Annotated in this window: 6 protein-coding genes (1 of these 6 only partly in view); 5 read left to right on the top strand and 1 reads right to left on the bottom strand. The window is 39.5% G+C overall.

Going from position 1 to position 22818, the window contains the following annotated elements; all coding sequences use genetic code 11:
* Window positions 1-14442, bottom strand: the beginning of a protein-coding gene (locus tag TERY_RS16650; protein WP_011612902.1) for a tandem-95 repeat protein. Its footprint begins 15162 nt before the window's first position; 14442 of the gene's 29604 nt are visible here — the first part of the coding sequence; its start codon is at window positions 14440-14442; its stop codon lies off the left edge, out of view.
* Window positions 14443-15907: 1465 nt separating this feature from the next.
* Here TERY_RS16650 and TERY_RS16655 point away from each other — a divergent pair.
* The 5 genes from TERY_RS16655 (at window position 15908) to TERY_RS16675 (ending at window position 22744) form a co-directional block, all read left to right on the top strand.
* A complete protein-coding gene (locus TERY_RS16655; RefSeq protein WP_011612903.1) occupies window positions 15908-16270 on the top strand; it encodes a VOC family protein in 363 nt (120 codons plus the stop codon).
* A gap of 106 nt (window positions 16271-16376) precedes the next feature.
* A complete protein-coding gene (locus tag TERY_RS16660) occupies window positions 16377-17687 on the top strand; it encodes a recombinase family protein (RefSeq protein WP_011612904.1) in 1311 nt (436 codons plus the stop codon).
* A 1216-nt stretch (window positions 17688-18903) separates the two neighbouring features.
* Window positions 18904-20721, top strand: coding sequence for a glycosyltransferase family 39 protein (locus tag TERY_RS16665; protein ID WP_011612905.1), 1818 nt, complete (start codon window positions 18904-18906; stop codon window positions 20719-20721).
* Between the two features lie 184 nt (window positions 20722-20905).
* Window positions 20906-21574 (top strand): hypothetical protein, encoded by a 669-nt coding sequence (locus tag TERY_RS16670; protein WP_011612906.1) that lies wholly within the window; start codon window positions 20906-20908, stop codon window positions 21572-21574.
* Window positions 21575-22036: 462 nt separating this feature from the next.
* The gene (locus TERY_RS16675) at window positions 22037-22744 is read left to right on the top strand and encodes a hypothetical protein (protein WP_011612907.1); all 708 of its coding nucleotides are present in this window, start codon (window positions 22037-22039) and stop codon (window positions 22742-22744) included.
* Window positions 22745-22818: the final 74 nt, after the last annotated feature.

The following is a 22818-nucleotide window of genomic DNA, read 5'->3' on the forward strand; positions in this document are numbered from 1 at the left end:
TGGACTGCCTAATGTTATTGTGGCTGACTCTATGTTGGTATCATCTTCATCTGCTATACCAACCTTGTTTCCTATAGCTACTGCTCCTAGGCCTTCTGTGAAAGTTGTTGTGTAGTCATTCCCTGTGTTATCCCCATCTAAGTCTAATGTGGGAGGGTCATTGACTCTAGCAATATTTATTGTTGTTGTGGCTGTGTTACTATCAACATTACCATCGTTCACCACTACGGTCACGGTCCGAGCCGTGGTGTCTGGGTTGTCCGAGGTGTTGTCATATTGTATTTGGGCTATGGCTGTCTGATACTCAGCTAATGTAGCGCTGCCTGTGAGTGTTATGACTCCTGTAGTACTGTTATAACTGCTCGCTGTTATTCCTGTTGGTAGTGTACCGTTGACTAATAAGCTTTCTGATGTTGCGTCTGGACTGCCTAATGTTATTGTGGCTGACTCTATGTTAGTATCATCTTCATCTGCTATACCAACCTTGTTTCCTATAGCTACTGCTCCTAGGCCTTCTGTGAAAGTTGTTGTGTAGTCATTCCCTGTGTTATCCCCATCTAAGTCTAATGTGGGAGGGTCATTGACTCTAGCAATATTTATTGTTGTTGTGGCTGTGTTACTATCAACATTACCATCGTTCACCACTACGGTCACGGTCCGAGCCGTGGTGTCTGGGTTGTCCGAGGTGTTGTCATATTGTATTTGGGCTATGGCTGTCTGATACTCAGCTAATTTAGCGCTGCCTGTGAGTGTTATGACTCCTGTAGTACTGTCATAAGCACCGGCTGATATTCCTCCTGGCAGTGCACCGTTTACTGATAAGCTTTCTACTGTATTTCCGTCTGGTCGACTGCTTAATGTTATTGTGGCTGACTCTATGTTGCTATCATCTACATCTGTGATACTAACATCGCTGTCTCCTATGTTTACTGCCGTTCCTTCTGTGAAAGTTGTTATGTAGTCACTGCCTGTAGCGGTACTACTATTATTCCCATCTAAGTCTAATACGGGAGCGTCATTGACTGGAGTAATATTTATTGTTGTTGTGGCTGTGTTACTATCAACATTACCATCGTTCACCACTACGGTCACGGTCCGAGCACTGGTGTCTGGGTTGTCCGAGGTGTTGTTATATTGTATTTGGGCTATGGCTGTCTGATACTGAGATAATGTAGCGCTGCCTGTCAGTGTTATGACTCCTGTACTACTGTCATAAGCACCGGCTGATATTGTTCCTGGCAGTGCACCGTTGACTGATAAGCTTTCTACTGTATCTCCGTCTGGTCGACTGCTTAATGTTATTGTGGCTGACTCTATGTTGCTATCATCTACATCTGTGATACTAACATCGCTGTCTCCTATGTTTACTGCCGTTCCTTCTGTGAAAGTTGTTATGTAGTCACTGCCTGTAGCGGTACTACTATTATTCCCATCTAAGTCTAATACGGGAGCGTCATTGACTGGAGTAATATTTATTGTTGTTGTGGCTGTGTTACTATCAACATTACCATCGTTCACCACTACAGTCACGGTCCGAGCACTGGTGTCTGGGTTGTCCGAGGTGTTGTCATATTGTATTTGGGCTATGGCTGTCTGATACTCAGCTAATGTAGCGCTGCCTGTCAGTGTTATGACTCCTGTAGTACTGTCATAACTGCTCGCTGTTATTCCTGTTGGCAGTGCACCGTTGACTGATAAGCTTTCTACTGTATCTCCGTCTGGTCGACTGCTTAATGTTATTGTGGCTGACTCTATGTTGCTATCATCTACATCTGTGATACTAACATCGCTGTCTCCTATGTTTACTGCCGTTCCTTCTGTGAAAGTTGTTATGTAGTCACTGCCTGTAGCGGTACTACTATTATTCCCATCTAAGTCTAATACGGGAGCGTCATTGACTGGAGTAATATTTATTGTTGTTGTGGCTGTGTTACTATCAACATTACCATCGTTCACCACTACAGTCACGGTCCGAGCACTGGTGTCTGGGTTGTCCGAGGTGTTGTCATATTGTATTTGGGCTATGGCTGTCTGATACTCAGCTAATGTAGCGCTGCCTGTCAGTGTTATGACTCCTGTACTACTGTCATAACTGCTCGCTGTTATTCCTGTTGGCAGTGTACCGGCGGATAAGCTTTCTACTGTATCTCCGTCTGGTCGACTGCTTAATGTTATTGTGGCTGACTCTATGTTGCTATCATCTACATCTGTGATACTAACATCGCTGTCTCCTATGTTTACTGCCGTTCCTTCTGTGAAAGTTGTTATGTAGTCACTGCCTGTAGCGGTACTACTATTATTCCCATCTAAGTCTAATACGGGAGCGTCATTGACTGGAGTAATATTTATTGTTGTTGTGGCTGTGTTACTATCAACATTACCATCGTTCACCACTACAGTCAGGGTCCGAGCACTGGTGTCTGGGTTGTCCGAGGTGTTGTCATATTGTATTTGGGCTATGGCTGTCTGATACTCAGCTAATGTAGCGCTGCCTGTGAGTGTTATGACTCCTGTAGTACTGTCATAACTGCTCGCTGTTATTCCTGTTGGCAGTGTACCGGCGGATAAGCTTTCTACTGCATCTCCGTCTGGTCGACTGCTTAATGTTATTGTGGCTGACTCTATTATGTTGGTATCATCTACATCTGTGATACTAACATCGTTGTCTCCTATGGCTACTGCCGTTCCTTCTGTGAAAGTTGTTATGTAGTCACTGCCTGTTGTCGTACTATTATCCCCATCTAAGTCTAATACGGGAGCATCATTGACTGGAGTAATATTTATTGTTGTTGTGGCTGTACTACTATCAGCTTCACCATCGTTCACCACTACGGTCACTGTCCTATCGGTGGTATTAGGGTTTTCCGAGGTGTTGTTATATTGTATTTGGGCTATGGCTGTCTGATACTCAGCTAATGTAGCGCTGCCTGTGAGTGTTATGACTCCTGTAGTACTGTTATAACTGCTCGCTGTTATTCCTGTTGGTAGTGTACCGTTGACTAATAAGCTTTCTGATGTTGCGTCTGGACTGCCTAATGTTATTGTGGCTGACTCTATGTTGGTATCATCTTCATCTGCTATACCAACCTTGTTTCCTATAGCTACTGCTCCTAGGCCTTCTGTGAAAGTTGTTGTGTAGTCATTCCCTGTGTTATCCCCATCTAAGTCTAATGTGGGAGGGTCATTGACTCTAGCAATATTTATTGTTGTTGTGGCTGTGTTACTATCAACATTACCATCGTTCACCACTACGGTCACTGTCCTATCGGTGGTATTAGGGTTTTCCGAGGTGTTGTTATATTGTATTTGGGCTATGGCTGTCTGATACTCAGCTAATGTAGCGCTGCCTGTGAGTGTTATGACTCCTGTAGTACTGTTATAACTGCTCGCTGTTATTCCTGTTGGTAGTGTACCGTTGACTAATAAGCTTTCTGATGTTGCGTCTGGACTGCCTAATGTTATTGTGGCTGACTCTATGTTGGTATCATCTTCATCTGCTATACCAACCTTGTTTCCTATAGCTACTGCTCCTAGGCCTTCTGTGAAAGTTGTTGTGTAGTCATTCCCTGTGTTATCCCCATCTAAGTCTAATGTGGGAGGGTCATTGACTCTAGCAATATTTATTGTTGTTGTGGCTGTGTTACTATCAACATTACCATCGTTCACCACTACGGTCACGGTCCGAGCCGTGGTGTCTGGGTTGTCCGAGGTGTTGTCATATTGTATTTGGGCTATGGCTGTCTGATACTCAGCTAATGTAGCGCTGCCTGTCAGTGTTATGACTCCTGTAGTACTGTCATAACTGCTCGCTGTTATTCCTGTTGGCAGTGTACCGGCGGATAAGCTTTCTACTGCATCTCCGTCTGGTCGACTGCTTAATGTTATTGTGGCTGACTCTATTATGTTGGTATCATCTACATCTGTGATACTAACATCGTTGTCTCCTATGGCTACTGCCGTTCCTTCTGTGAAAGTTGTTATGTAGTCACTGCCTGTTGTCGTACTATTATCCCCATCTAAGTCTAATACGGGAGCATCATTGACTGGAGTAATATTTATTGTTGTTGTGGCTGTACTACTATCAGCTTCACCATCGTTCACCACTACGGTCACTGTCCTATCGGTGGTATTAGGGTTTTCCGAGGTGTTGTTATATTGTATTTGGGCTATGGCTGTCTGATAGTCAGCTTTTGTAGCGGGGCCTGTGAGTGTTATGACTCCTGTACTACTGTCATAACTGCTTGCTGTTATTCCTGCTGGCAGTGCACCGTTGACTAATAAGCTTTCTGATGTTGCGTCTGGACTGCCTAATGTTATTGTGGCTGACTCTATGTTGGTATCATCTACATCTGCTATACCAACTTTGTTTCCTATAGCTACTGCTCCTAGGCCTTCTGTGAAAGTTGTTGTGTAGTCATTCCCTGTGTTATCCCCATCTAAGTCTAATGTGGGAGGGTCATTGACTCTAGCAATATTTATTGTTGTTGTGGCTGTGTTACTATCAACATTACCATCGTTCACCACTACGGTCACGGTCCGAGCACTGGTGTCTGGGTTGTCCGAGGTGTTGTCATATTGTATTTGGGCTATGGCTGTCTGATACTCAGCTAATGTAGCGCTGCCTGTCAGTGTTATGACTCCTGTAGTACTGTCATAACTGCTCGCTGTTATTCCTGTTGGCAGTGTACCGGCGGATAAGCTTTCTACTGCATCTCCATCTGGTCGACTGCTTAATGTTATTGTGGCTGACTCTATTATGTTGGTATCATCTACATCTGTGATACTAACATCGTTGTCTCCTATGGCTACTGCCGTTCCTTCTGTGAAAGTTGTTATGTAGTCACTGCCTGTTGTCGTACTATTATCCCCATCTAAGTCTAATACGGGAGCATCATTGACTGGAGTAATATTTATTGTTGTTGTGGCTGTACTACTATCAGCTTCACCATCGTTCACCACTACAGTCACTGTCCTATCGGTGGTATTAGGGTTTTCCGAGGTGTTGTTATATTGTATTTGGGCTATGGCTGTCTGATACTCAGCTTTTGTAGCGCTGCCTGTCAGTGTTATGACTCCTGTACTACTGTCATAACTGCTTGCTGTTATTCCTGCTGGCAGTGCACCGTTGACTAATAAGCTTTCTGATGTTGCGTCTGGACTGCCTAATGTTATTGTGGCTGACTCTATGTTGGTATCATCTACATCTGCTATACCAACTTTGTTTCCTATAGCTACTGCTCCTAGGCCTTCTGTGAAAGTTGTTGTGTAGTCATTCCCTGTGTTATCCCCATCTAAGTCTAATGTGGGAGGGTCATTGACTCTAGCAATATTTATTGTTGTTGTGGCTGTGTTACTATCAACATTACCATCGTTCACCACTACGGTCACGGTCCGAGCACTGGTGTCTGGGTTGTCCGAGGTGTTGTCATATTGTATTTGGGCTATGGCTGTCTGATACTCAGCTAATGTAGCGCTGCCTGTCAGTGTTATGACTCCTGTAGTACTGTCATAACTGCTCGCTGTTATTCCTGTTGGCAGTGTACCGGCGGATAAGCTTTCTACTGCATCTCCGTCTGGTCGACTGCTTAATGTTATTGTGGCTGACTCTATTATGTTGGTATCATCTACATCTGTGATACTAACATCGTTGTCTCCTATGGCTACTGCCGTTCCTTCTGTGAAAGTTGTTATGTAGTCACTGCCTGTTGTCGTACTATTATCCCCATCTAAGTCTAATACGGGAGCATCATTGACTGGAGTAATATTTATTGTTGTTGTGGCTGTACTACTATCAGCTTCACCATCGTTCACCACTACGGTCACTGTCCTATCGGTGGTATTAGGGTTTTCCGAGGTGTTGTTATATTGTATTTGGGCTATGGCTGTCTGATAGTCAGCTTTTGTAGCGGGGCCTGTGAGTGTTATGACTCCTGTACTACTGTCATAACTGCTTGCTGTTATTCCTGCTGGCAGTGCACCGTTGACTAATAAGCTTTCTGATGTTGCGTCTGGACTGCCTAATGTTATTGTGGCTGACTCTATGTTGGTATCATCTACATCTGCTATACCAACTTTGTTTCCTATAGCTACTGCTCCTCCGCCTTCTGTGAAAGTTGTTGTGTAGTCATTCCCTGTGTTATCCCCATCTAAGTCTAATGTGGGAGGGTCATTGACTCTAGCAATATTTATTGTTGTTGTGGCTGTGTTACTATCAACATTACCATCGTTCACCACTACGGTTACGCTCCGAGCCCTGGTGTCTGGGTTGTCCGAGGTGTTGTTATATTGTATTTGGGCTATGGCTGTCTGATACTCAGCTAATGTAGCGCTGCCTGTGAGTGTTATGACTCCTGTAGTACTGTCATAAGCACCGGCTGATATTCCTCCTGGCAGTCCACCATTGACTGATAAGCTTTCTACTGTATTTCCGTCTGGTCGACTGCTTAATGTTATTGTGGCTGACTCTATGTTGCTATCATCTACATCTGTGATACTAACATCGCTGTCTCCTATGTTTACTGCCGTTCCTTCTGTGAAAGTTGTTATGTAGTCACTGCCTGTTGTCGTACTATTATCCCCATCTAAGTCTAATACTGGAGCATCATTGACTGGAGTAATATTTATTGTTGTTGTGGCTGTGTTACTATCAACATTACCATCGTTCACCACTACGGTCACGGTCCGAGCACTGGTGTCTGGGTTATCCGAGGTGTTGTTATATTGTATTTGGGCTATAGCTGTCTGATACTCAGCTAATTTAGCGCTGCCTGTGAGTGTTATGACTCCTGTACTACTGTTATAACTGCTCGCTGTTATTCCTGTTGGTAGTGTACCGTTGACTAATAAGCTTTCTACTGTATCTCCGTCTGGTCGACTGCCTAATGTTATTGTGGCTGACTCTATGTTGCTATCATCTACATCTGTGATACTAACATCGCTGTCTCCTATGTTTACTGCCGTTCCTTCTGTGAAAGTTGTTATGTAGTCACTGCCTGTTGTCGTACTATTATCCCCATCTAAGTCTAATACTGGAGCATCATTGACTGGAGTAATATTTATTGTTGTTGTGGCTGTGTTACTATCAACATTACCATCGTTCACCACTACGGTCACGGTCCGAGCACTGGTGTCTGGGTTATCCGAGGTGTTGTTATATTGTATTTGGGCTATAGCTGTCTGATACTCAGCTAATTTAGCGCTGCCTGTGAGTGTTATGACTCCTGTACTACTGTTATAACTGCTCGCTGTTATTCCTGTTGGTAGTGTACCGTTGACTAATAAGCTTTCTACTGTATCTCCGTCTGGTCGACTGCCTAATGTTATTGTGGCTGACTCTATGTTGCTATCATCTACATCTGTGATACTAACATCGCTGTCTCCTATGTTTACTGCCGTTCCTTCTGTGAAAGTTGTTATGTAGTCACTGCCTGTTGTCGTACTATTATCCCCATCTAAGTCTAATACTGGAGCATCATTGACTGGAGTAATATTTATTGTTGTTGTGGCTGTACTACTATCAGCATCACCATCGTTCACCACTACGGTCACTGTCCTATCGGTGGTATTAGGGTTTTCCGAGGTGTTGTTATATTGTATTTGGGCTATGGCTGTCTGATACTCAGCTAATGTAGCGCTGCCTGTGAGTGTTATGACTCCTGTACTACTGTCATAAGTACCTGCTGTTATTCCTGTTGGTAGTGTACCGTTGACTAATAAGCTTTCTACTGTATCTCCGTCTGGTCGACTGCTTAATGTTATTGTGGCTGACTCTATGTTGCTATCATCTACATCTGTGATACTAACATCGCTGTCTCCTATGTTTACTGCCGTTCCTTCTGTGAAAGTTGTTGTGTAGTCATTCCCTGTGTTATCCCCATCTAAGTCTAATGTGGGAGGGTCATTGACTCTAGCAATATTTATTGTTGTTGTGGCTTTGTTACTATTAGCATCACCATCGTTCACCACTACGGTTACGCTCCGAGCCCTGGTGTCTGGGTTTTCCGAGGTATTGTCATATTGTATTTGGGCTATGGCTGTCTGATAGTCAGCTAATGTAGCGCTGCCTGTGAGTGTTATGACTCCTGTACTACTGTCATAAGTACCTGCTGTTATTCCTCCTGGCAGTGTACCGCTGACTGATAAGCTTTCTACTGTATTTCCGTCTGGTCGACTGCTTAATGTTATTGTGGCTGACTCTATGTTGCTATCATCTACATCTGTGATACTAACATCGCTGTCTCCTATGTTTACTGCCGTTCCTTCTGTGAAAGTTGTTATGTAGTCACTGCCTGTTGTCGTACTATTATCCCCATCTAAGTCTAATACGGGAGCATCATTGACTCTAGCAATATTTATTGTTGTTGTGGCTGTACTACTATCAGCATCACCATCGTTCACCACTACGGTCACTGTCCTATCGGTGGTATTAGGGTTATCCGAGGTGTTGTTATATTGTATTTGGGCTATGGCTGTCTGATACTCAGCTAATGTAGCGCTGCCTGTGAGTGTTATGACTCCTGTACTACTGTTATAACTGCTCGCTGTTATTCCTGTTGGTAGTGTACCGTTGACTAATAAGCTTTCTACTGTATCTCCGTCTGGTCGACTGCCTAATGTTATTGTGGCTGACTCTATGTTGCTATCATCTACATCTGTGATACTAACATCGCTGTCTCCTATGTTTACTGCCGTTCCTTCTGTGAAAGTTGTTATGTAGTCACTGCCTGTTGTCGTACTATTATCCCCATCTAAGTCTAATACTGGAGCATCATTGACTGGAGTAATATTTATTGTTGTTGTGGCTGTGTTACTATCAACATTACCATCGTTCACCACTACGGTCACGGTCCGAGCACTGGTGTCTGGGTTATCCGAGGTGTTGTTATATTGTATTTGGGCTATAGCTGTCTGATACTCAGCTAATTTAGCGCTGCCTGTGAGTGTTATGACTCCTGTACTACTGTTATAACTGCTCGCTGTTATTCCTGTTGGTAGTGTACCGTTGACTAATAAGCTTTCTACTGTATTTCCGTCTGGTCGACTGCTTAATGTTATTGTGGCTGACTCTATGTTGCTATCATCTACATCTGTGATACTAACATCGCTGTCTCCTATGTTTACTGCCGTTCCTTCTGTGAAAGTTGTTATGTAGTCACTGCCTGTTGTCGTACTATTATCCCCATCTAAGTCTAATACTGGAGCATCATTGACTGGAGTAATATTTATTGTTGTTGTGGCTGTACTACTATCAGCATCACCATCGTTCACCACTACGGTCACTGTCCTATCGGTGGTATTAGGGTTATCCGAGGTGTTGTTATATTGTATTTGGGCTATGGCTGTCTGATACTCAGCTAATGTAGCGCTGCCTGTGAGTGTTATGACTCCTGTACTACTGTCATAAGTACCTGCTGTTATTCCTGTTGGTAGTGTACCGTTGACTAATAAGCTTTCTACTGTATCTCCGTCTGGTCGACTGCTTAATGTTATTGTGGCTGACTCTATGTTGCTATCATCTACATCTGTGATACTAACATCGCTGTCTCCTATGTTTACTGCCGTTCCTTCTGTGAAAGTTGTTGTGTAGTCATTCCCTGTGTTATCCCCATCTAAGTCTAATGTGGGAGGGTCATTGACTCTAGCAATATTTATTGTTGTTGTGGCTTTGTTACTATTAGCATCACCATCGTTCACCACTACGGTTACGCTCCGAGCCCTGGTGTCTGGGTTTTCCGAGGTATTGTCATATTGTATTTGGGCTATGGCTGTCTGATAGTCAGCTAATGTAGCGCTGCCTGTGAGTGTTATGACTCCTGTACTACTGTCATAAGTACCTGCTGTTATTCCTCCTGGCAGTGTACCGCTGACTGATAAGCTTTCTACTGTATTTCCGTCTGGTCGACTGCTTAATGTTATTGTGGCTGACTCTATGTTGCTATCATCTACATCTGTGATACTAACATCGCTGTCTCCTATGTTTACTGCCGTTCCTTCTGTGAAAGTTGTTATGTAGTCACTGCCTGTTGTCGTACTATTATCCCCATCTAAGTCTAATACGGGAGCATCATTGACTCTAGCAATATTTATTGTTGTTGTGGCTGTACTACTATCAGCATCACCATCGTTCACCACTACGGTCACTATCCTATCGGTGGTATTAGGGTTTTCCGAGGTGTTGTTATATTGTATTTGGGCTATGGCTGTCTGATACTCAGCTAATGTAGCGCTGCCTGTGAGTGTTATGACTCCTGTACTACTGTTATAACTGCTCGCTGTTATTCCTGTTGGTAGTGTACCGTTGACTAATAAGCTTTCTACTGTATCTCCGTCTGGTCGACTGCCTAATGTTATTGTGGCTGACTCTATGTTGCTATCATCTTCATCTGTGATACTAACATCGCTGTCTCCTATGTTTACTGCCGTTCCTTCTGTGAAAGTTGTTGTGTAGTTGTTCCCTGTAGCGGTACTACTATCATCGTCATCTAAGTCTAATGTGGGAGGGTCATTTACTGCAACAACACTTATTGTTGTTGTGGCTGTGTTACTATTAGCATCACCATCGTTCACCACTACGGTTACTGTCCGAGCTGTCGTGGTGTCTGGGTTGTCCGAGGTGTTGTCATATTGTATTTGGGCTATGGCTGTCTGATACTCAGCTAATGTAGCGGGGCCTGTGAGTGTTATGACTCCTGTACTACTGTTATAACTGCTCGCTGTTATTCCTGTTGGCAGTGTACTGCTGACTGATAAGCTTTCTACTGTATCTCCGTCTGGTCGACTACTTAATGTTATTGTGGCTGACTGTATGTCGCTATCATCTACATCTGTGATACTAACATCGTTGTCTGCTATGGCTACTGCTGCTCCATCTTCCGTGAAGGTTGTTATATAGTTGCTGCCTGTAAGTCTACCACTACTATCATTCTCATCTAAGTCTAATATGGGAGGGTCATTGACTGAAACAACACTTATTGTTGTTGTGGCTATATTACTATTAGCTTCACCATCATTCACCACTACGGTTACGCTCCGAGCCGTGGTGTTTGGGCTTTCCGAGGTGTTGTTGTATTGTATTTGGGCTATGGCTGTCTGATACTGAGATAATGTAGCGCTGCCTGTCAGTGTTATGACTCCTGTACTACTAGTACTGTCATAAGTATAAGTACCGGCTGTTATTCCTGATGGCAGTGTACCGTTGACTAATAAGCTTTCTAATGTTCCGTCTTGTATGTTCGTTAATGTTATTGTGGCTGAGTCTATGTTGATATCATCTGCATCTGTTATACCAACATTGTTTCCTATAGGTACTGCTCCTCCGCCTTCTGTGAAAGTTTTTGTGTAGTCATTCCCTGTGTTATCCCCATCTAAGTCTAATGTGGGAGGGTCATTTACTGGAACAACACTTATTGTTGTTGTGGCTGTGTTACTATTAGCTTCACCATCATTCACCACTACAGTCACAGTCCGAGCCCTGCTGTCTGGGTTGTCCGAGGTGTTGTTATATTGTATTTGGGCTATGGCTGTCTGATACTCAGCTAATGTAGCGGGGCCTGTGAGTGTTATGACTCCTGTACTACTGTCATAACTGCTCGCTGTTATTCCTGTTGGCAGTGTACCGGCGGATAAGCTTTCTAATGTTCCGTCTTGTATGTTCGATAATGTTATTGTGGCTGACTCTATGTTGATATCATCTGTATCTGTGATTCTAACATCGTTGTCTCCTATGGCTACTGCTACTCCGCCTTCTGTGAAATTTGTTATGTAGTCGTTGCCTGTAGCGGTACTACTATTATTCCCATCTAAGTCTAACCTCGGTTTAATTTTTACGACAATAGAGCCAGACGCTTCTAAGGCTCCTCCTGTTCCTTGGTCTGTATCGCTTGTATTCCCATCATTAATTGTGTAGTTGATAGTTATTGGATCTGAGTTAATAGCCGCGTTATTACCCTGGTTACTATAAGCAATATTTTGTAACGCTTTATCAACTAAATCTCCTGTTGCACTACCATTAAATGTTAGTACTAATGTGCCGCCACTATTGGTAGTGACTGTACCAATATTTGTCCCATCTACTGTGACATTTCCATTCTCGACTAAGTCTCCTAATATGATATTATTACCACTACTAAATGTATCGTCAGTGTTTACTCCACCATTTCTTACCAACGTTAGGATAGCTTGGTTATAATTGTCTCTTAAGTCTAATTCAGCATCAGTAATAATAGCATCACCATCTAAAATAACTGCACTACCACCTATCTCATAAGTTGGGGTATTATCTAAGTTTTCTAAAGTAGGATCGTCATTGACTGCCTGAACAGCGACTGTTGTAGTATGCTTCCGACCGCCGCTATCTGGGCCGAAAATTTCATCTGATGTGTTACCATCTGCATCTGTGAGGACAAACTGTATAGTTCTGTTTGTCGTGTTTGGGTTCTCGCTATCGTTTTTAAACTGAATAGCTATAATTGCTGCCTCAAAGTCATCTACACTAGCTGTAGTTCCTGTTGCTGTTGTAGGTGTAAGAGTCAGAGCTATATTATTGGTTCCCGCCGTATTTCCTGTACCTACACGTGCAATAGTTATATTTCCTACGGTTGCTGATGCTCCATCTGCCACGGTAGCACCACGAACTAACAGCTCGTCGCCATCATAGGCATTAGTCAAGGTAACAGTTGCTGTAGTTAACCTACTGCCAGCAGAAACAACACCACTGTTATTAGTATTAGTAGCAGTAGTAATATTATCAGGGTCGCTTATATTTATGTAATCCTTGATAATTAGACCCTTGTGCAAAACAGGGTCGTTAGGATTTTCTGGATCTGGATCCGTCTCCGTCATTGTGTTGACTATATCAAGCGCAGTACTATCACCTTCTGTAAACGTACCTGCATTATAATCTACATCAGTAACAATGTCCTTATCTGTCTCCGTGCCATTTAAGTCTATTAGTGGGATATGGAAAACCGAGCTTAGGTCACTCGTCGACATACCATCAGTGGCCTGATCAGTTTGTCCGTCTGTATTAGAAACAAGTTCTTCAGCCGCTCGGGGCGTGCTTAACGTATCCTGATCCGGACTAAAGTTAGCCAAGTTATAGGCTTGCCCATTCTTACTAACATATAACCCCCCTTCAGAACTAGTCCAAGCTGCTTCAAAACTAGTATAAACCGCACCAGTGAGGGGATTAAAACTAACAAAATCGCCCAAAAGCAGATTTGTGTTGCTATTATTACCATTAGCGTCCCTTACGAATACGTTTCCAGTCCGGGCGGGCCTAAGTGTGGTTACTTTGCTTACGTCCTGATCAACACCAGCAGCAGTGATATCTATGCGGAAAATTAGACCAGTAGTGCCGACACCAAAAAGATAGTCTTTGCTATCAGCGTTAACATAGGCTACGTCTTCCGGTATATCATTCCAGTTCGTGTCAATCCAATTAGTATCTATCTTACCTGTAGAGACGTGACTTGGATCAGTAAGTTTGATCCGGTACACAGATGAGTTGAACTCAAGCTCATCCTCTGACTTAAATAACACCCAGAAATAACCCTTGTCGTCTACATCTCCAGCAGCAGGTTTTGAGCTGTTAGTTGTAGTAATAGTAAAAGCATCGGCGCTGTTGCTACTTACACCACCACTGCTTGTGACATATTCAACAGTACCCGTTGAGTCTATTCTCACAAGTCTATGACTAGTGCCAGTAACCCTTTCCATGGCATACATGTAATTATCAGCACGGTTAAGACCAGCTGCATTTATGTCTTTGCCAGTATCACCAATTTCGATAAACTGTCTTGTTAATGGGTTCAGCTCTTTGAGTATACCTTCTTTGATTTGATATACTGCTGGTCTGTCGTCAAAAGCTGCAAGAACATAACCCCATGTTCTTTGTATCTGTTTAGTGAAAGGTACAACTACCTGCAACTCACCTCTAACAAACCCCAACTCCCAGGTAGCACCAAAAGCAATACTACCAATTAACTTCGCCGAAGCCGCAATATTCGCCCCTGTCAGCTGATGTAGTTTTTCAATAAATTCCCTACCACAATTTCCCGCAGCTACATAACATCCATAGATCAATATATTATTTACAGAGAGGGCTTCTAACTGAAGCATTATAGTATGACTACTCTGAATACTCTTGATATTGAATCTACCATTACCCAAAGATAAACAGCCCGGGGTACCATGACATACTATATGTATAGATAAGACCTGAGGCTGCTCTTCGAGAGCCCTAAAAATTTGCCCAAAACCATCGGAAGAAGGGTCAATAATAACTACTTTTATTCCTGGTAAAACTCCATTAGCTAACCTCTGGTAGCCTCCTACACTGGAGTCGATAAATACTATTTCTTCTGGATAATCTATTTCATTTGGGACATAACTAGTTTTGCTGAGTCTTTCAATATATGAGTGAGAGATATTAAAGCTAGACATTATTGGACACTCCTGATAAGCAACAATAGAGCTTTACTTAAGGTTTTTATATAAAAAGTTTAATAATAATATTAGATTAACTTAACTATTGAGAAATACTTAGTTTTCTTCTCAAGAATAATCAAGTCAGATTTTTTTTAAAGTTAATAAGTTTAATTTTCTGAGTCTTAAATAGGCAGGTTTGTTGAATGAATATTTAGTCTTCTCAGAGCTAAGTATTCTTAACTAATTTCAGATAGTTTAATTAGAGGATAAGTTACAAGGTCTCGGAGTTAGTAAATCAAAAGATGAAACCTTCAAAGTGATTCCTTTGTGATAGTGGGAAAAAACTATTAATAACTAACCAAAGTTGATAACAGGTGTTACCTGAAAAGGAAAATCATCTTCACAATGACCAACCGGAAAACCTATAAGAAAATATCAATAAAATAAATCTTAGGGTCTACTCCATCTTTTTGAAAGAGAGTCACAGAAATTATTAAATTTTGCCATGAACCTACTCCTCATCTATCTAATGCTAGGATTAAATGTTTTATTGATAAACCCCCTTTTCCAGCCTATTTAGTCCTCCGAGGATTCCATGAGTTAGGGATCCACAGTCATAATTATACTTCATATCTCGGAAAATTAAACACCAGTATTTTGATTGACTAAGAAAACCCTGAGTATCCCGAAATATCGATTAATTTTCATTATGAACCAACTCCTAATCTATCCTATACCAGAATTTAATATTTTATTTAAAGACCCTTTTTCAAAACCTCGTTAATCTTCTGAGTTTTGGGTAAGTTAGGGATAATCAGAAAAAGAATTATACCCTTCAGTGGAAAAATTTATCTCAAAAACTTGAGCTTACTAAAGAAAAACTTAGTCTCGAGAAATATAGATTAATTTTCACCATCAATAGAGTCCTAATATATCCTATGCCAGAATTTAATATTTTTTTTAAGATACCCTCCTTCAAAGTCTAGTTCATCATTTTGGTTTTAGTCGGTTAGCTAGAGTCAGTTGTTTTTTACCCATAAACTTAACCCTATCCTACAATCAAGATTCAATTTCTTAATCTAACTTACAAGTACTTTTTTAGACATCAGTATTTTTACTTAAAAAAATAAATTTTCCAAATGTATTATAACAGATAAGATTAAACAAAATTATAGTGCAAATAATCCACCCTATAGCAATTTTCCCTAAAAAAAAATAAACCCTCACTTCTACCACTTGTCAGATAAAAAATATTTAAAATTTATACTTTTTATTCCCTCCAGCATTTTTCCTATTGCTTTCCAAAACAGTCAAGCATATAGTCTAAATACTGAAAAACTCAAACAAACAAGCAATAGTATTATTGAGCCCAATATCCCTCAGTACTTTCACTGAAAGCAAAAAGCAGTAAGTTAATATAAACTATAACATAAGCAAGAATTAACCTAAGCCCAGAAAAAACCCAAGCCCAGAAAAACTTATGGAAATAACCCAAAGTATCCATGCCGCTCTATTAGTTTCAGACCTGAAAAAAGCCCAACATTTCTACGGCCAAATTCTCGGTTTATCAAAAGTAGACCGCCCCCTCAACTTTCCGGGGACCTGGTATCAAGTGGGTAACTTCCAAATACATCTAATAGTATCCTCAGAAATAATTCCCGACATAGTTAACCCAGAGAAACTAGGTAGAAACAGACACTTAGCATTTTCAATTATTGACTTAGAGAAGGCCAAAACAAAACTCTTAGCAAATAACTGCCCAATTCAAGGAAGTGCTTCCGGCCGCGCCGCCTTATTTACTCAAGACCCTGATGGTAATATTATAGAGCTAAATCAAAAATAGACAAAACCAAGGTTGAAAAGTTAAAAATAATAGCCTATTAGTCATTCCCTACTTCCCATTTATACTACTTTAATATAATGTTGTTTCTTCCCTTATGATATAGCCTGTGAAAATTATTGCATATTCATACACCGATCCTCTGCAGGGACCAGCACCAGACCAAACTATTTGGGGATGGGAAATTGACCAAATATATGAAGACCTAGGCGATCGCCAACAACTTGAAAAACTGCTACAGGACTCCGAAGCCGAACCACCTAACTATCTCCTAGTTCAGGAACTAGAGGAACTAGGAAACTCAGTAGAAGAAGTGTGTAACCGCCTGGCTCAACTAGAAAGTCTGAAAATAAAAACGATCCCCCTAAAATCAGAAATCAAAATAAACCAACCCTGGCCCAGCACATCGAACATAACGAAAGCCGAGCTACTGAAACTCCTGAACGAAATTCGCCAAAAGCAACACAGCCGAAAAATTCGTGAAGCCCATGCCCGTAACCGAGTCAAAGGAACACCTCCCCCAGGTAAAGCACCCTATGGTTACCGCCGAGGGAAAGACCGCTATACCCTTGATAAAAACACCGCCCCCATCATTAAAGAATTTTTTGAAAGCTTTCTGTTATTCGGGTCTCTCCGTGGAGCCGTCCGTCATATTGAGCAAAAATACGGAAAAAAAATCTCAGTCACCACAGGGCGACGTTGGTTAACTAACCCTGTTTATCGGGGAGACCTACAATATCAAAACGGTGAAATTATCTCCAATGCCCATGTTCCCATTATTTCCAGAGAAGAAGCCTCTCAAGTAGAACGCTTGCTCCAAAGGAACAGCAAAATGCCACCACGAACCGCAAGCACTCCCCATTCTTTAGGAGGCTTAGTTGTGTGCAAAGAATGTCAGTCTCAAATGATAACTGCCAAAGTTACCACCTTTCGCAGAAACAAAGAGTACCTTTACCTACGGCCAAAAAGTTGCCCCCGTACGCAAAAATGTAAAGCCTTAGCCTATGAAGAAATATTAGAGCAAACCATAAAAACAATTTGTCAAGAGTTACCCCTTGCTGTTGCCTCTTTTGATGCGCCACAGATAGAAGAAGCTAAAGCGAACATCAAAAATAACATTTGTGAAAAAACAGAAATGCTTTCAAGACTACCAAATTTAATAACTGAGGGAGTCTTTGACGAAGAAACAGCCAAACTCCGCGCTTACAAACTCAAAACAGAAATTTCTCAATTAGAAAACAAGCTTTATAAATTACCTCCAGTCAAGTTATTAGAAACAGCAAAAACAGTATCCATACCTCAGTTTTGGTGGGACTTATCTGAGTCAGAACGCAGATTTTACCTGCGGGAATTTATCAGTAGAATAGAAATTATTCGTCAAGGTGTAAATTGGAATTTACAAGTAATTTTTGTATTTTAGGAAGTAAGAAAAAAAGAATAGGTAATATATAGTAATCATATCTGAACCATAAAAAATCAAATCCATCTAACTCCAAACTAGATCTAGAAAAGAAATAAATTAGAGCTATTTTTTTTACGGCAGTCTAGCCACTAGAAAAGTTATTTAGGATAGCTATGAAGATACTATATAACTCCTACTTCCCAAGATTATAAACTAACAACTTATACATTATAAAATTATAGATGTTTTTTTGCATAACCCCTATTTTTTTTACCTCAATAATATTGTTATCGATATATTCAAGCAAGAACCAACCCCATATACATTAGAACTCAATTAATTATGAACCCCAATAAATGTCTTAAGAATAATCAATAAGGAAATAATTGATTTTTTTAACCTTATTAGTTAAGATTTGGGGGATTAAATATTAAAGTATCAGGTAACATTGACTTTAGTCTTTTTTTAGCTTTGAAAAACTATCCAGTTTTCTATCATTCAAGTTAAAAAAGTTATTGTTTTATTTTTGGCCAATAAGGGCAGAAAAAACAAGGGACAACTCTTAAAATTACCTCCTCTGTAAATTCTCAATTTCTCCTTACTACCCTTGCTCACAGCTCCAATCAGGAAATAAATAAATTAAGATAAGAGCATATTAATCACTTAATAATTTAAACTTACCTAAGTTTAGCCTCTTAATATATGGACTATTAGCATAGCAAATTAAAATTGATTTGTGTAAGATAACTTAAGCTTTTTTTCAGTTTAAGAATTTTTTAAAGTTTTAAGGCCATCTAGAAGAGAAAAATCAAGTCATCCCTCAGTCAGCCCCCAGAAATTTATACAGAGATTTTTTTTAATTAATTATAGAATAATTTAACTCTGATCATCAGAAACCTAGTGACTTGTAAAACTTATTCTATTTTTGCATAATATTTAGTTAGTATTTTCGGCATTCCATAGCAGAGGGCAACAAAAGATAAGCAGATCCAACTACCTCCCTGATAAATTATTCATTCTCCCCACAAAAACTCTATAAAAAGCCTCTGACTGTAGAACTTCCAGAGAAAATCTCTATCCATTCCCCTGCATCATAACAAACCAGAAAAAACAAATAATATCTACGAGCAACACCTGTGAAACCTTAATAAATTATTTAGACTAATAACATCAATATCTTAATAATATCTCAGTCATTATGGTAAATTCAGCACTAATGTAACCTAACCAATAAATGAAAGAAAATAACATTAAACTACTACTTAAAAACCAATGGTTTCACCTAATAATATTATTATTCTGGCTAACAGTTGGCATTATGATCCGGATCACAAACTTAGCCGCAAAACCAGCCTCATCCATTGAAATTGCCACATTAGGCTATAGCTTAGGGCATAGCTTTTTTGACCTACCCTTAGATCAAATTATCACCCTAAATGAACTACTCTCACCCTTAAAATTTGAATCAACCTCTACCGCCATCGACGTAGTTGATCAGTTACTAAGAGAAGATACCCATCCCCCAGTCTACTTTGTATTAAGTCATTTGTGGCTTAAGTTATTCAGCACTGACGGAGAAATAGTTTCTCTCTGGGCTGGGCGTTCCCTAAGTGTTATTTTAGGCGTAGCAGCCATTCCAGCAATTTTTAGCTTAGGTAAGCTAGCATTTTCCCCATTAGTAGGTCATATAGCAGCCGCATTAATGGCTGTTTCTCCTTATGGCATTTACCTCGCCCAAGAATGTCGCCATCATACCCTAACCATATTATGGACTATTGCTTCTATAGCTTGCTTAATTAAAATAGCACCCTATATCAAAAAACATAAAGCATTTCCAATTTGGTTAGGCTCCGCCTGGGTTGCCATCAATAGCTTAGGAGTTGCCACCCATTATATTTTTATTTTAGTGTTAGCTACAGAAGGTTTAGTTATAGGAGTTTTTTGGCTAAAAGATATAGAAAACAGACTTCAAAATTATTGGTGGCGAATTTATCTAGTAGCTTTAGGAACATTTGTTAGTTGTTTAGTTTGGTTACCCGTAGTCACCAGCGCTGCTAATAATAAACTTACTGGGTGGATATCAACCAGCTTCGATCTTGATGAAATTTGGCACCCTATCCCCCGTTTGTTAGGTTGGACTCTGACAATGGTATGGCTTTTGCCCGTTGAAGGAACAAATTTATTTGTAACTATCTTATCCGGAGTCACCCTTTTAGTTGCATTATTGTGGGTTATTCCCAAACTATGGCAAGGAGGGAAAGCACAGATGAGGGATCTTCCAAACCGTTTATTTTTTCAAATATTTGTGAGTTTTTTAGTAGGAGCGATCGCCTTATTTTTAGTAATTATTTATGGTATGGGTAGAGACTTATCTCTTGCTGCCCGCTATCAAATTGTTTATTTTCCTGTTGTAATTATTTTATTAGCCGCAATATTAGGGAAATGTTGGAACAGCTCAGAAAAAGAAACAGAAGTAAAAAAAGTTTTTTCTGACAAACAGACGGGTCAAGTCAAAAAGGAAAGAGTAATAAAAAAAGAGTTAATTATTAGTTCTGCCACAAGGATAATTGTTTCCAACTTAAAACCAATCAATAAAAGAGTTGTAATTGTAGTTTTGTTAATCAGTTTTTGGGGTGGGTTAACAGTAATTAACAACTATGGTTATCAAAGGTCAAGGCGTGCAGATATTCTAGTTAAAGAGATGCAAACACAATCTAAAGCAGCGCCATTAATTGCGACAACCTATCAAACCCATGCAGAAATTCGTGCTTTAATTGCACTTGGTTTGGAGTTAAAACGCCAAGAAGATAAAAGCAATACATCGGGAAATTTTCAACCTCAATTTATATTAGCTAAAAGACAACAAAATAAAAAATTAACCCCAGATTCAACTTTAGCTAAATTTCTATCTCAAAAATCAAAACCAATTGACTTATGGGGAATTAACTTAAAAATAGAAGCCAGGGAATTAGAAGCTTTTAACTGTCAAAAATATTCTGGGAATCAACCAAAAATTAATGGTTATAGTTATAGGTTGTATCATTGTCGTTAATTTTATTCAGATGAGAATTTTTCCAAGAATCTATCAAACCTAACTTTTTAGCTAGCGCACATAAAATGGTATTATAAAAATCATCACCTAAGATTCAGTTCCTCTGTAATAAAAACAGAAAAATATTTGCAAGTGCAAGAGAAAAAAAATCCATTTTACACCCTATTTTTTTTTAAAATTTCATATGAATAATTTATCTCCAAAACGGGTAATAAAATTTTTAATCTTTATTATTATCGGCTTAAGTATTACGAGTCTTATCGGACAAATTTTTGAGTATTTTACTCAACCTAGCCATCAAAAAATAATTGATAAGATAAACGTAGATGGAGAATATACAATTCCTTCATTATTTTCCTCCTTTAGTTTACTTTATTGCTCCATTATTCTGGGGTGGATTTCCCGGAAAAAATGGCAAAATCAAGATAAATATACTGGGAAATGGATAGGCTTATCTGTAATATTTTTTTATTTGGCACTTGATGAAACAATTAGCCTGCACGAACAGCTAATTCATCCTTTGCGAAAACTGCTAAATGCAACAGGAATATTTTATTATACTTGGGTAATTCCAGGATTAATGTTAGTAACTGTAGTTGTATTGATTTATTGGAAATTTGTTCAGGAACTACCGCCAAAAATAAAACATCTATTTTTTTTATCTGCAATATTTTATGTTGGAGGTGCAATTGGCATGGAAATGATTAACGGATATTACTCTTATTTATATGATAGTGAGATGTTTGTTTATGAAATATTAGTAACAATTGAAGAATTTTTTGAGATGTTAGGAGTTGCTGTATTTATTTATGGGCTTTTGTGCTATTTAAAATTAGACTTAATTGATAATTAATTAATATTTTTTAATATCCAAAATTATATCCATTTGAATAGTTATATAGCTAATTTTCAGCATCACAAACATAAGCTGTATAGCTATATTTAGTAAAAATAATTTAGTAGGATATTGCCAGGGTGAGGGTAGATTATCATTAGAAATATGCTGTAAATAACTAAATAGGAATAGGAGTCATAATTCAGGCATAATTATCTACATATATTTCTGATAGATAACTTTAGATATTAAAGCTAGCAGCAGAAAAATTAGAGAGAAATTATTACTAATAGTTCCTTTGTAATTGCTATTTATCCGTGATGAGCTGCTGACCTGCAACAAACCTCACCTATCACCACAAAACTTTTTCAGGAAAACCTATTTACCTTTTTTCCTAACCTCGTAATAACCAACTCAAGATATAAGCTAAAAAATTTTTTGAGAAATGGTATAAACTTTTTATAATTCAGGTTTTTTTCAATGAAATTTCAAATCACAATTTCTCCTTATAATGTTGCTAAATACTTAACCTTTGGTATAATATTTTTAACTATATGCAGCATTGCTATTCAGATAGGTAAATACATTTTTGATTACCGCGAACCCTGGACAAGAATATTTAATCTTGACCGAGAAATGAATATTCCCACTTGGTATTCAGGCTTAATGTTAGTATCTTGTGGATTAATTACTAGAGGTATTTTTTCCATCAAAAAACTAGAATCTGACCGTTGGTGGCGACAATGGCGGACCCTCTCAATTATCTTTTTTATATTAGCAGTTGACGAAATAGCTAGTATCCATGAAATTCTGATTATTGATGACTTAGCAGATGCTTTAAATCTTCCTAGTTTCTGGCATTCTGTGTGGGTAATTCCAGGAACAATTTTAGTTGGTATTTTTATCTGGAAATATTGGAAATTTATTCTAGATTTACCAAAAGAATTAAAACGAAATTTCCTAATTTCTCTTAGTTTATATATAGGTGGTGCATTGGGTCTAGAAATGGTCGGAAGTTACTATGATGGAATTGATGGTCAGCAAAACTTAGTTTATGCAATGTTAGCCACTATAGAAGAAGTAATGGAAATGATGGGATGTGTAGTTTTTATCTATGGGTTATTAACTTATTTAGGCAAGTTAAACTCAAGAATACAAGTTAACTTTAACATTAAAAATCAGGAGTAAACTTACTTGCTAGCCATAGATTTTTTTTAGGGTTTAGACTAACTACCCAAATAAATTAAACCCTAAAGTTTAGT

This window comes from Trichodesmium erythraeum IMS101, from assembly GCF_000014265.1.
GTDB classification, from domain to species: domain Bacteria; phylum Cyanobacteriota; class Cyanobacteriia; order Cyanobacteriales; family Microcoleaceae; genus Trichodesmium; species Trichodesmium erythraeum.